A 13,091-nucleotide genomic window follows, 5' to 3' on the forward strand; every position below is an offset into this window, starting at 1 on the left:
CTCACGACTCTATCCGAGCCAGGCGGGTTTCCCTTCGATCGTGATGGCTCTGAGCACCTGACACCCCATCGCCTCCGCGGCGCCGAGGATCACCGCACGCGCCTCGTCGTCGTCTTCCGGCGGGAACGCGACCCGGATCTGGTGCCCGTAGCAGTCCTCATAGGTCAGCAACCAGTCTCGGTCGATGGCCTTGAAGTGGTACTGGCGGTTGCCTTCGCCCTCGTCGTGGGATCCGCGGTCCGCGGTGGGGCTCAGGGTGTCGCGAAGGATCTTGAGGCGTTGCGCATAGGGCAGCTCGCCCTCGGAAAGCTTGACGTACACATGGGATCTGTCGCGGTGAGAATCGAACCACGGCTCCGACGGGGGCGGACCGAGCAACGGAACGTCGAGCCGTCCCTCGAAGTAGGCGTAGAGGAAGGCCACCGCATCCAGGGCATGGCGACCTGAACCGGCCCGAGGGTTCCAGACCACGGTCGTCCAGTCTTCGGGTTCGCCTTCGGTGAGCCAGTACAGCGAATCGCCGTTGCCGGTGCGAGCCCATTCCAGCAAGCCACCGGGCTCGGGCCACAGCGCGAAGGGCACCATGTCCGGCCAGTCGTCACGAAACGCCCCTGCCGTCCCGAGGAGATCGCGCGCGCTCACGACCAGTTCGCCAGGGCTCAGCAGCGAGATGTCGTCGAAGCTTCCCGCTCCATAGCGCGTGGCGAGCGCTTTGAATTCGGACGGCAACGCGAGCCCGAGCTCTTTCTCGACCGACCGCCAATCCTCTTCGAGAGCGACAGGCTTTTCCGGCGGCGGCACCAGCCGGATCAGATCATCAAGGTTCCCCACGTCGCGACTCTAGCCGTACATCCTGCACGACCGTTCGGGGTAACTTTCGTCCGAGTTGTACATACTTTCGTTGACTTCGTACGAAAGTCCTCTTAGGTTCAGCGACGTCACAGAGGTGCTCCGCCGCCGACCCGAGGAGCAACGATGCTTCCGTCTGTCCGCAAGCGCTTCAACCGGTCCATCGTCGCCTCGTTGGCGCTGGTCACGAGCCTGTCAGGGCTGGTGACGGCCCCGGCCGAAGCGGCCATCCCACCGCAGCAACCGGGCGTCACGCTCCGCACGTACGACCTGCAGCGCGAGATCACCAAGCTCTGCACGATCAAATCCGGCCAGACCCCCAACGTCGACAAGCTGATGCCGACGATCAACTGGACCAGTACGGCGGACTTCGGCCTCGACGAGCGATTCGTCTCCGAAGTCATCGGCAACATCAACGTCGCGACCGCCGGCCAGTACGAGTTCCGGCTGACCAGCGACGACGGCTCCCGCCTCAGCATCGACGGCCAGCCGGTCGTCAACCACGACGGCCTGCACGGAGCGACACCGGCGACCGGTTCGGTCCAGTTGAGCACGGGATACCACGCGCTGCGGATCGACCATTTCGACAACACCAACGATCAGCATGTCACCCTCGAATGGCGGCCACCGGGCGCGGCAGGCTTCGCGCTCGTCCCGAATTCGGTGCTCAGCACCGACGCCGACGTCGTCCGGGTGACTTCACCGGGACGCAAGGAATGCGAGGGCACCGCGGATTCGCCCGGTGACGGCCTGCCGCTGAACGCCGTCCACCCCGGCTTCACGCTGACGAACCTGCGTCCCGACGGTTTCCAGCCGCAGGTCACCGGGATGGACTGGCTGCCGGACGGGCGGCTCGCCATCGCCACCTGGGGCGGATCCGACAAGGTCCTCGGCGAGGTCCACCTGCTGAGCAACGTCAGCGGGAACACCGACCCGAGCAAGGTCCAGACCAAGCGGGTGGCCAGCGGGCTCAAGGAACCGATGGGCGTCAAGTACGTCGACGGCAAGCTGTACGTCTCGGAGAAGACGCGCCTCGTCGAACTGAACGACACCAACGGCGACGGCGTGACCGACGACTACCGCACCGTCGCCACCTGGCCGTTCGGCGGCAACTTCCACGAGTTCGCGTTCGGCCTGCTGTACAAGGACGGCTTCTTCTACACCAACCTTTCCGTGGCCATCAACTACGGCGGCGCCACCACCGATCCGCAGCCGTCCGCGAACCGCGGTACGACGATCAAGGTCAACAAGGCCACCGGTCAGGTGTCCTACATCGCCGGCGGGCTGCGCACGCCGCACGGCATCGGCTGGGGACCGGAAGGCGACGTCTTCGTCACGGACAACCAGGGCGGCTGGCTGCCGGCGAACAAGCTCGTGCGGATCAAGCAGGACCGCTTCTTCAACCACTACACCAATCCCACTGGCCCGTTCGACGCGAAACCGGTCACCGCGCCCGTGTTGTGGTTGCCGCACAACGAGATCGCGAACTCGCCGAGCAACATGGTCATGCTGTCGCAGGGCCCCTTCGCCGGGCAGATGGTGTACGGCGACGTGACCTACGGCGGGCTCCAGCGAGCCTTCCTGGAGAAGGTCAACGGTGAGTACCAGGGCGCCGTTTTCCGGCTCGCCCAGGGACTCGAATCGGGTGTCAGCCGGATCAGCCTCGGGCCCGACGGCGCGATCTACACCGGCGGGATCGACGGCGGAGGCAACTGGGGCCAGCCCGGCAAGCTCGCCTACGGCCTCCAGAAGGTGACGCCCAACGGCACGAACGCCTTCGACATCCGCGCGATGCGGGCCGTCGCGGGCGGCTTCGAACTCGAGTACACCCAGCCGCTGTCGGCCGAGACCGCGCAGAACCTCGCGGCGAAGTACCAGGCGCAGCAGTGGCGCTATCAGCCCACCCCCGCGTACGGCGGGCCGAAGATCGACGAGCAGACCCTGTCCGTCACCTCCGCGAGCCTGTCCCCCGACCGGAAGAAGGTCACGCTGCAGGTGGCGGGCCTGAAGGCCGGGCACGTGGTGCACGTCCGGTCCCCGCGCCCGTTCGCGGCGGAGTCCGGTGCGGCACTGTGGAGCACGGAAGCCTGGTACACGCTGAACTCCCTGGTCGGCGGGCCGCCGGCGAGTACGACCTACGAGGCGGAGCGGGCCGCGCTCACCGGTGGCGCCGCGACGAACACGAACCACGCGGGCTACGCGGGCACCGGCTTCGTCGACGGCTACTGGAACCAGGGCGCCGCGACGACGTTCACCGTGAACGCGCCGAAGGCCGGCGCCTACAACGCGGCGTTGCGCTACTCGAACGGCCCGGATCCGGCTCCGGGGACCAAATCCGTGACCGTCTACGTCAACGGCGCCAAGGTCAAACAGGTCAGGCTCGCCAGTACCGGCAACTGGGACACCTGGGGCACGCAGCCCGACACGCTCACGCTCAAAGCCGGGTCGAACACGATCTCCTACCGCTATGACACGGGTGACGCGGGCAACGTCAACCTCGACAGCCTGACTCTCACCGAGTCCCAGCGCATCCAGCTGTTCAAAGGCACCGACCTGAACGCCTGGGAGAAACGCGCGGGTGGCGCCGCGACGTGGCCCGTGTCCGGCGGCGCGATGGAGTCGAACGGCGGCGACATCCGCACGAAGCAGCAGTTCGGCGATTTCCGGTTGCACGCCGAGTGGAACGAACCGGACTATCCGCCGGAGGTGACCGGGCAGCAGCGGGGCAACAGCGGGATCTACCTCCAGGAACGCTACGAACTGCAGGTGCTGGAATCGTTCGGGGACACCACGCTCGCGAACAACGAGGCGGGCGCGATCTACTCGAAGAAGGCGCCTGACCGGAACATGGCGACGGCGCCGGGGACCTGGCAGACCTACGACGTCACCTTCCGCGCCGCGCGGTTCGACGGCGCCGGGAACAAGACCGACAACGCCCGTGTGACCGTGGTCTGGAACGGAGTCGTCGTCCACAACGACGTGGCGATCGACGGCGGCACGGGCGACAGCAACCCGGAGAACGCCGGGCCGGGCGCGATCCGCCTGCAGGATCACGGCGACCCCGGTGAGAACCCGCGGTTCCGCGACATCTGGATCGAGCCCGTCGGCTAGCCGCGCATTCCCTTGTCCGTGCAGGCCTCCTTGAGGGACTCTGAGTCCCTCAAGGAGGCCTGCACGGACTCGACCCCGGACGTTCAGGGGCGGCAAGGAGTGAGGTCCACGCCTCCCGTCGTCTGACCGGCGGTGACCGAAACCGGTGTCGCGGAAGCGAAATCGGCCGCGCCGCGGTACCAGCACTCGGCGTCGGTGTAGTACTTGATCTTGACGTTCTGCGTCGCGAGGCCGTTGACGACGTACTGCCCGTTCGAATCCGGTGTCGCCCAGTCGATGATGTCGCCGGTCCGGGCGTTGTAGGTGTAGACGTAGCCGAACGTGGGTTTGCCGTCCTTGCCGAGGATCCTTCCGCTGACCGCGCCGTTCGGGACGAGCGCGGCGTTCTCGGTCACGGTGGCGTTCGGCCGCACCCGCACCGGCCGGGCGGCGAACCGGTCCGCCGCGCCGCCCGACCACTGCCACGCGCGGTCGCCCCGCGAAGAAGCGAACTCGAGCGGCCAGTCGTACGGGCCGAGGCCCTTGATGGTGTAGCTCCCGTCGTTCCGGCTGCAGTTCGCCTCGAAGCGGAAGCCGATCCGGGGATCGACCGCGTACGGGTACACGCAGACGCCGTTCACCGGGGCGGCCGTGGCACGGTCGGTGACCTTGCCGGTGATCGTCCCCGCGGGATCCATGGTGATGTCCGGGGTCGAGACGACCTTGCCGAGTTCGGCGGTGACCGTTCGGGCGCGCCCGATGTCGCCGGTACCGCCTTTCGCCCCCGCCCACTGCATGCCGTAGCGCTCGTCCAGCGGTTTGACCAGCAGCTTGTACGCGCCGGGCTCGATCGGCCCGATCACCAGCTTGCCGTTCTCGTCACTGCAGTAGTACCGGTAATCGGCGTCGACGACCCCGGCGACCGGAAGGGCATAGGTGTCGACGCAGATCCGCTCCAGCGGCGCCTTGGTCTTCGCGTCCCGCACGGTGGTCACGATCGAAGCGGCGGGCTTCATCGGCGCCCGGAACTCGGTGGTCCCGCCAGGGGTCAGATCGACACGCTGCCCGGAGACCGGATGGTACGAACCGTCCGGCCCCCACACGCTCAGCGTGTAGTACCCGAACGGCGGCAACTCCTCGTAGACCATGACGCCGTCGGCACCGGCACACTTCCGCAGCTGCGGTGGATGTCCCTGCTCGACCTGCGAACACGCGCCCGCGACGGGCGCGCCGGTCTTCTCGTCCGTCGCGACCACCCGGAGTTTCCCGTACGGCGCGATGGCTTCGTCGACGACGGCGACCTGATCACCCTCGACGGCGAAGGTGTCCGCCTCCGGGAAACTCGCCTTCTGCCGGATCCATTGCGTGCGATCGCCGAACGTGACCGCCATCGTGTAGGTGTCCGCCTTGACGCCGCTGAACGTGTACGTGCCGTCCGCCGCGGTGAGGACCGTCGACCACCACCGCTGGTTCTGATCGGTGAGGCTCACCGACGCGCCCGCTGCGGGCTTGCCCTGATCGGTGATCTGCCCCCGGACCGTGGCGTTTCCTTGCCGTAGCGAGAAGTCCAGGCCGTGCGGCAGATCGAGGACGTCCGCGGCCAGCGCGCTTCCCTTGTTGTACGACCAAAGCTCGGCGTATCCGGCCGCGGTCGCGCGTGCCTTGTATTTGCCGGGAACGACGTTCGCGATCTCGTAGCGGCCGTCCTGACCGGCGCACCCCGAACCCGTTTCGTTCGAGTCCGGATCGAACAGTGTGACGCACGCTCCGGCCACCGGCTCTCCGGTGTCCGCGGCCTTGACCACACCGGACACGACCCCCTCGTCGGCCGCCGCCGGGACGGCCGTCAGCAGCGCGGCGATCGGGATCGCGGCGGCCAGAACCAGTGATCTCTTCATCGGAAGCTCCCCTCAGTGTCCCTTCGACGATGACGTCGCGGGCCCGGCGGTGTCTGCGTCATCTGACACAGACACCGCCGCCCGGAGGGGGCTTGGCAACACGACCCTTCATCCATATAGTCTGTTCCACAGACAATCTGTTTCACAGACTAATTGCGAAGGTGGACCGAACGATGCCCGAAAGACCCGTCAGGTCGCGGCAGCTCGCGCTCGTCGTGCTGTGCCTGGCATCGCTGATGGTGGTGCTCGACGGCACGATCGTGGTGGTGGCGCTGCCGTCCATCCAGGCCGATCTCGGCTTCACCCCGGCGAATCTGGCGTGGATCGTGAACGCCTACCTCGTGCCCTTCGGCGGGCTTCTCCTGTTCTCGGGCAGGCTGGGCGACCTGATCGGCAGGCGACGGGTGTTCCTGATCGGGCTGAGCGTCTTCACCGTCGCGTCCTTGCTCTGCGGCATGGCGGGTGACCAGGGGATGCTCATCGCATTCCGGTGCCTGCAAGGGATCGGCGGCGCGCTCACCACCTCGGTCGTGCTCGGCATGATCGTCACGCTCTTCCCCGGACAACCCGAACAGGGCAAAGCGCTGGGACTCTTCGGTTTCGTGCAGGCGGGTGGGGCGTCCCTCGGCATGATCCTGGGAGGCGTGCTCACGCAAGGACTCGGCTGGCACTGGACGATGCTGGTGAACGTCCCCATCGGCATCGTCGTCGTCCTCGCGACGTTCGCGATCATCGAACGGGACAGCGGCGCGGGCCTGCGAGCGGGCGTCGACGTCCTCGGGGCGGTACTGGTGACGGCGGGCGCGATGCTGCTGGTCTACGTCATCGTCGACACCGGGGCGCCCGTCCGGCGCTGGTCCTTGCTCGCGCTCGCGGTGCTCCTGCTGGCGGGTTTCGTCCTCCGCCAGCAGAAAGCGCCGATACCGCTGCTGCCGCTGGGGTTGTTCCGGTCCCGGCCGGTGACCGGCGGGAACATCGTCATGATCCTCATGGTGGCCGGCATGATGGGCTTCCAGTTCCTCACCGCCCTGTACCTGCAGCAGGTTCTCGAACTCGACGCGCTCACCACCGGATTCGCCTTCCTGCCGACACCGGTCACGAACGCCGTCGTCGCGCTCTGGCTCGGACCGCGGCTGATCGGCCGTCTCGGCACTCGCCCGGTACTCGCCGGCGGGCTCCTCGTCGCGGCGGCGGGGCTCGCGTTGCTGACCAGGGTCCCGGCCGACGGCGACTACTTCACCGACGTGCTTCCGCCGCTCCTGCTGGCCGGGATCGGGATGGGCGCCGCGGTACCCGCCGTCATCGGTACCGCGATGTCGGCCGGGTCCCCGGAAGACTCCGGTGTCGCATCGGGACTGGTGAACACCACCCTGCAGATCGGCTCCGCGGTGGGCACCGCCGTCCTGGCCGCGGTCGCCGCTTCCCGCACCTCATCGCTGGGTGAAACCGTGATGGGACAACGGGAAGCCGCCGCTTCCGGCTTCAGGTTCGCCTATCTCGGGAGTACGGCCTTCGTCGTGCTGGCCGTCCTCGCCGCGCTCGTCCTCATACCGGCGAAGAAGGAGTTTCCCTCACATGCGTGAATTCACCAGGTTGTGCGCGACGACGGCGCGCAGCATCTCCCGGAACCGGTCCTGCTCCTTCGGCGCCAAGGGAGCCAGCACCTCGGCCTCCGCCGCCAGGATCGCGGCCTTGGTCTTGTCCAGCAGCTTCCGGCCAGCCTCGGTACCCCGGATCAGCTTGTTCCGCCTGTCGTCCGGATCGACCACGCGTTCCACCAGCCCGGCGGCCACCAGATCGTCGACCAGGTACACCATCACGGTGCGGTCGATGTCCAGCTGCCTGCCCAGCTGGGCCTGGTTCCGCGCGCTCCCGTACACCGCGCCGCACAACGCCTGGAAACCACGCAAGCCGTGCGGGAGATCGGAAACCGCGCGTTCCAGGACCGCTCCGTGTGCCCTGCACGCCTGCCCGAGAAGCCAGCCGAGGTTGTCATCAAGCCCTTGCGGGAGCGCGTCGATCGCCGATCCTGTCACCCGGCCCATGTTAGCGCGCCTCTGACGTTTTCCTGATCATTCGCGATGCAGACCATCTTCACGACAGAGTTCCTGGGGAGGAGGCCCTCATGGAGCGGACCGGCTGATCGACCAAGTGGTCCGCGAGGGCTTCACGGGCGACGAGGACGCCCCCGACGAAGCCCACCGGCATCACGACGAGCGCGGCGAACGGGATCAGGCAGAGCAGCGACACGGGGAGACCCAGCCCGAGCGCGAGCGCACGGCGTTTCCGCAGCACCAGCCGTCGCTGCTTCAGATCCATCCCGCGCCGGTAGAACGGCACGGCGATCAGTTCCAGTGCCAGGAACCACGCCGTGACCAAGGCCAGCAGAACCGGTACGACGGTCTGCCCCACCACCGGGACGAATCCCGCGATCAGGAGCGGGATCGTGAACATCAGCGAGCGCAGGACCAGCAGCAGACCGTCGCGCAACCCCATCACCAGCAACTTCCACCACGACAGGTCCACCGCGCCGGGCACCCCGCCGAGGTCGTCCTCGACCTTCTCCGCGATGTGCTCGTAGAACGGCCCGCCGATGGCGAGGGTGATCGCCGTGAACCCGATCATGGCGATGGCCAGCGCCACCCCGAACACCGCGGCCCCGGCCGCCACCCGCACCGCCGTCCGCAGCCCCTGGTCCCAGTCGTCCGCGAACGGAGTGACCAGAGTGGACAGATCGTCGATCCGGAACGCCAGCGCGACCACCCCGCCGAGCAGCAGCGCCGTGGTCAGCACCGCGGGCAGCGCCCCGATCAGCAGCAGCTTCGGCGACCGCAGCAGGATGCCCAGGCCACGCCCGAACATCCGGAAACCCTTGAAGAAATCCCGCATCGGACCTTTCTATCAGTGTCCGGGATGTCCGCTACGGATGATCTCCGGATCGGGCAGATCCCTCAGCTGACGGCGCGAGGTGATGCCGAGCTTCCGGAAGATGTTGCGCAGATGCGCGTCGACCGTGCGCGGGCTGAGGAACAGGCGCGCGGCCACCTCCTTCGAGGTAGCCCCGGTGGCGACCAGCCGGGCGATGTGCACTTCCTGCAGGGTGAGCTCGTCGCCACCGGAGCCGGAGCGGCCGCGGGCCACCTCGCCGGTGGCCCGCAGTTCGTCGGCGGCACGCCGGGCGAACGCCTCCATCCCCATGCCGGACAGCAGTTCGTGGGCGATGCGGAGGTGTTCGCGAGCGTCGCGCCGCCTGCCCTCGCGGCGCAGCCATTCCCCGTAGAGCAGGTGAGCCCTGGCCCGGTACGGGGCCACCGGGCTTCCGGCGAGCCGTTCGACGGCTTCCCGGTAGTCGGCTTCGGCGCCGGTGACCAGCCCTCGCGCGTACGCGGTGACGCCGAGACCCCACGCGGTCCCGCTGGGAGTGGTGCGCTCGGTCAGCGATTCCAGTGCCGCCGCGGCCGAATCGTGCTCGCCGCACCGGATCGCGGCCTCGATCAGTTCGGGCAGTGCGACCCCGGCGAGGAAGAGGTCACCGGGTTCGGTCGCCCGCCGTGCCGCGGCCAGCGCGGCCGGGTAGTCGGCCAAGCCGTTGTGCAGCACGGCCGAGGTCCAGTGGACGTTGGCGATCAGCTGGCCGCTGCCCAGGGCGGCCGCGGTGCTGGGCAAACCGGCCGCTTCCGCGCGCCGCCCGCGCATCGCGGTCAGATGCAGTCGCGGATACCGCAGCGACGGGACGCCGAGCGCGTCCGCGATGGCCTCTTCTTCGGCGATCGCGGACATCGCCTTGCCGAGGTCGCCGGTGAACACGGCGGCGACCGCCACCTGCGCGAGCGCGAGTCTGAGCGTGTGCGGAGAACCGGTTTCCCGCGCGGTCTCCAGCAACCCGTCGACGATCCCCGCGTGGGTTTCGATATCCCAGAGCTCGGCCGTGATCATCGTGGCCAGCGCGGGCCGTCCAGTCCACATCGAACGGTCCGCGAGTATTCGGCGCAGTACCGGGACGGCCGCCCGGTGGCCCTCGGTGGTCAGCAGGATCAGCGAGTCCAGGATGTCGGGGGACGAAGCCGCGGGCGGCGCCGAACGCGCCTCGTCCACCACGGTGTCCATCACCCCGCTCGCCCGTCCGACGACGAGGCTCACTTCCAGCGCGTCGAGGAAGCACTCGCGGGACCACGCCGGATCCGGACCGGCGAGGCGATGCGCCGCGCGGAGCATGAAATCCGTGCCGTCAGCGTCGGTGTGCCGGGCGAACGCGATCCGCCCGCGCAGCAGATCGACCTTCGCCAGGGTGAGTTCGTCCAGCGGGCCGGTCTCCACGGTGGTGAGCAGCCCGGCGGCCGCGTCGACGGCGCCGGTTTCGAGTTTCGCGAGCACCGCGCCGAGGGTGTGTTCGGTCCGCAGGCCGGCGTCCAGCGACAGTGCCGCCGCCCGCTCCAGAAAGGCCGCGGCCGCCGCGACGCCGCCGCGTGACTGGGCGCGCGAGGCGGAACGGGCCAGCTCCGCGGCGAGATCGTCGTCCGGTCCGGTGCCCGCCTGGGCGAGGTGCCAGACCCGCCGGTCCGGATCGGCGGCGGGATCGGTCACGTGCGCGAGGGCCCGATGGGCACGCCTGCGGTCCTCCGCCGGGGCGGTCAGATAGACGGCCGAGCGCGCGAGCGGATGACAGAACCGCACCCTGGTCGAGAAGTCGACCAGCCCGGACTCCTCCGCCACGACCGCACTCGCCGCGACACCCAGTTCCCGTGCGGCGGGCCACAACAGGCCCGGATCACCGGTCGGGTCGGCGCTCGCGACGGTGAGCAGCAACCGGGCGCCGTCGGGCAGCCCGGCCAGCCTCGCCGCGAAACCGCGCTCGATCCGATTCGGCAACGAGGACGTGTCGGGGAGCGCGAACCCGCCCGACTTGGGCAGTTCGAGCAGTGCCAGCGGATTCCCGCGCGCTTCGGCGACGACACGGTCGCGCACTCGCGGGTCGATCATGGAGACACCGTCCTCCAGCACCTTCCGCGCGTCGGCGTCGGTCAGCCCTTCGACCACCATGCCCGGCAGCCCGTCGAGCCCGCCACCCGGCGTGCGGACGGCGAAGATCATCGCGATCGGCTCCGAGGCGATCCTCCTGGCGAGGAACGCGAGCGCCCTCGACGAGGCGTCGTCCAGCCAGTGGGCGTCGTCGATCACGCACAACACCGGGCTTCTCCGCGACGCGCACGACAGCAGCTCCAGCGTCGCGAGACCGATCCGGAACAGGTCCGGTGTCCCGGTCACGAGACCGAACGCGACCTGGAGCGCCTCACGATGCCGCGCGGACAGTTCGCCGAGGTGCCCGAGCACCGGCACGCACAGCTGGTGCAGAGCCGCGAACGGGAGTTCGGTCTCGAACTCCGCTCCGGACGCCTCGACGACCAGGAAGCCCGACGCGTCCTGTTTCGCCTGGGCCAGCAAGGTGCTCTTGCCGATGCCCGGTTCGCCCTGGAGCACCAGCGCGCCTCCGCTGCCTTTCCCGGCGGCGGCGATCACCTCGCCGAGGGCGCTGATCTCACTGGTCCGGCCCACCGGCTGCGTCGGCATACCACGAAGATAGGCGATTTTCGCCGACGCGAGCCGCCGGGTGCCGCTGCGAGGTTGGTGGCGTGACGAACCGAGCAGACGCCTTGACGCCGACACGCCTGGCCCGTGGCACCGTGCTCGCCGCGGCGGCGCTGACCATCATGGCCGCGGCGATCATCGCGCCCAGTCTGCCCGCGATGCGGGAGGTCTTCGCCGATACGCCCGGCTCCGGGCTCCTCGTGCGGCTGGCGCTGACCGTGACCTCGCTCGCGATCGCGATCAGCGCGCCGCTGTCCGGGATCGTCGCCGACCGCGTCGGGCGCCGTCCGCTGCTCCTGGCCGGTCTCGTGCTCTACGCGATCACCGGCACGGCCGGCTTCCTCGCGGACGATCTCCATCTGCTGCTGGTCACCAGGGCCGGGCTCGGGCTCGCCGTCGGCGGGATCATGACCGCGGTCAGCACGCTGATCACGGACTGGTTCGAGGGACCCGGCCGGGCCTCCTTCCTCGGGCTTCAGCAGGCGTTCGCGAGCCTGGGCGGCGTCGTCTTCCTGCCGCTGGCCGGGCTGCTGGCCACGGTGAACTGGCGGGCACCGTTCTGGCTCTACTCGGCCTCGGCGATCGTGGCCGTCTTCGCGATCATCTCCCTGCGTGAACCGCGGCGGAGCGCACCCACGGAGAGTGAGGACCGGCGGGCCCGGCTGCCCGGTCGCGTCCTCGGCGTGTACGTGCTGGCGCTGGTCGCGACGCTGGTCTTCTACATGGCACCGACGCAGTTGCCGTTCCTGCTCGAAGGTTTCGGCAGCGGCCCCGCCGTCATCGGCGCCGTGGTCGCCGGGAGCACGCTGACCAGCGTCGCCGGCGCGCTGGCCTTCCCTCGCCTGCGCCAACGCCTGAGCGCCACCGCGATCACCACCGTCAGCGTGGCGCTGATGGGCGCGGGCTGGCTGCTGATCGGTACGGCGGGCACCGTCGTCCAGGTCGTGGCCGGACTGCTCGTCGGAGGCTTCGGCGTCGGTTTCGTCGTCCCGAATCTCAACCTGCGCCTGGCCGAGTCCGCCCGTCCCGCGCAGCGCGGCCGCGTGCTCAGCGGCCTGGTCACCGGGATCTTCCTCGGGCAGTTCCTGTCCCCGCTCGTCGTCCAGCCCCTCGTCCAGACCCTCGGCATCGGCGGCGCCTTCACCTGGACCGGCATCGCGATGGCGACCGGGGCGGCACTCGCCGCTCTTCTCCCGAAACGAAAGGAAACACGATGATCTACCACTGCAACCGGCTCACCCTGCGCCCCGAAGCCTCCCCGGAGCAGATCGAGGAAGCCTTGGAAAGCCTCCGCAATCAGGGCCGGGTCATCCCTTCGGTGAAATCCTTCGTCGTCGGACGCGATTTCGGCGGGGAGTACGAATGGGGCGCCGTGTTCGCGCTCGAAGATCTCGACGGCTATTGGGAGTACCTCATCCACCCGGCGCACCGGAACACCGACCGGGTCGGGCTGCCGCTGGTCGACAAGTTCGCGTCCTACGACGTCACCGACGATCCCGACCCGGAGATGGCCGCGAAGATCGCCGCACTCCACCAGCGCCGCTACGACAACGACCCCGAACTGACCAAACTGGTCTCCGATCTCGGCGAGTACTCCGGCAGCGCCGCGCCCGGCAAGCACGGCTCCTGACCTCGTCGCATCTCCTGGCACGGCATGCCAAGTTTGCT

The 13,091-nt window shown here is 68.9% G+C and carries 9 protein-coding genes; 4 read left to right on the forward strand and 5 right to left on the reverse strand.

Going from position 1 to position 13,091, the window contains the following annotated elements; all coding sequences use genetic code 11:
* Positions 1-9 precede the first annotated feature (9 nt).
* Positions 10-831: an SMI1/KNR4 family protein gene (locus AMYAL_RS0137995; protein WP_020636536.1), complete on the reverse strand. Its 822-nt coding sequence runs from the start codon at positions 829-831 to the stop codon at positions 10-12.
* 144 nt (positions 832-975) lie between these two features.
* Here AMYAL_RS0137995 and AMYAL_RS0138000 point away from each other — a divergent pair, with 144 nt between their 5' ends.
* Positions 976-3,960 (forward strand): 3-keto-alpha-glucoside-1,2-lyase-like domain-containing protein, encoded by a 2,985-nt coding sequence (locus AMYAL_RS0138000; protein ID WP_020636537.1) that lies wholly within the window; start codon positions 976-978, stop codon positions 3,958-3,960.
* Positions 3,961-4,043: 83 nt separating this feature from the next.
* Here AMYAL_RS0138000 and AMYAL_RS0138005 read toward each other — a convergent pair whose 3' ends face one another.
* Entirely contained in the window at positions 4,044-5,837 is a 1,794-nt protein-coding gene (locus tag AMYAL_RS0138005; RefSeq protein WP_020636538.1) for an MSCRAMM family protein, read from the reverse strand.
* A 173-nt stretch (positions 5,838-6,010) separates the two neighbouring features.
* Here AMYAL_RS0138005 and AMYAL_RS0138010 point away from each other — a divergent pair, with 173 nt between their 5' ends.
* Positions 6,011-7,420 (forward strand): MFS transporter, encoded by a 1,410-nt coding sequence (locus tag AMYAL_RS0138010; protein ID WP_020636539.1) that lies wholly within the window; start codon positions 6,011-6,013, stop codon positions 7,418-7,420.
* On the opposite strand, the gene AMYAL_RS0138015 is transcribed toward AMYAL_RS0138010, so the two are convergent.
* Genes AMYAL_RS0138015 through AMYAL_RS0138025 form a run of 3 tightly spaced genes read right to left on the reverse strand, consistent with a single transcriptional unit; the run spans position 7,409 to position 11,405 of the window.
* Positions 7,409-7,882, reverse strand: a complete 474-nt coding sequence (locus AMYAL_RS0138015) for a MarR family winged helix-turn-helix transcriptional regulator (protein WP_020636540.1) — start codon at positions 7,880-7,882, stop codon at positions 7,409-7,411. The genes AMYAL_RS0138010 and AMYAL_RS0138015 overlap by 12 nt on opposite strands.
* Before the next feature lie 49 nt (positions 7,883-7,931).
* Complete coding sequence (locus AMYAL_RS0138020) at positions 7,932-8,726, reverse strand: EI24 domain-containing protein (protein WP_020636541.1); 795 nt, start codon at positions 8,724-8,726, stop codon at positions 7,932-7,934.
* 12 nt (positions 8,727-8,738) lie between these two features.
* Positions 8,739-11,405: an AAA family ATPase gene (locus tag AMYAL_RS0138025; RefSeq protein WP_020636542.1), complete on the reverse strand. Its 2,667-nt coding sequence runs from the start codon at positions 11,403-11,405 to the stop codon at positions 8,739-8,741.
* Positions 11,406-11,467: 62 nt separating this feature from the next.
* Here AMYAL_RS0138025 and AMYAL_RS0138030 point away from each other — a divergent pair, with 62 nt between their 5' ends.
* Positions 11,468-12,640: an MFS transporter gene (locus AMYAL_RS0138030; protein WP_020636543.1), complete on the forward strand. Its 1,173-nt coding sequence runs from the start codon at positions 11,468-11,470 to the stop codon at positions 12,638-12,640.
* Complete coding sequence (locus tag AMYAL_RS0138035; protein ID WP_020636544.1) at positions 12,637-13,053, forward strand: Dabb family protein; 417 nt, start codon at positions 12,637-12,639, stop codon at positions 13,051-13,053. Before AMYAL_RS0138030 ends, AMYAL_RS0138035 begins: the two co-directional genes overlap by 4 nt.
* Positions 13,054-13,091: the final 38 nt, after the last annotated feature.

This window comes from Amycolatopsis alba DSM 44262 (assembly GCF_000384215.1).
GTDB lineage: Bacteria > Actinomycetota > Actinomycetes > Mycobacteriales > Pseudonocardiaceae > Amycolatopsis > Amycolatopsis alba.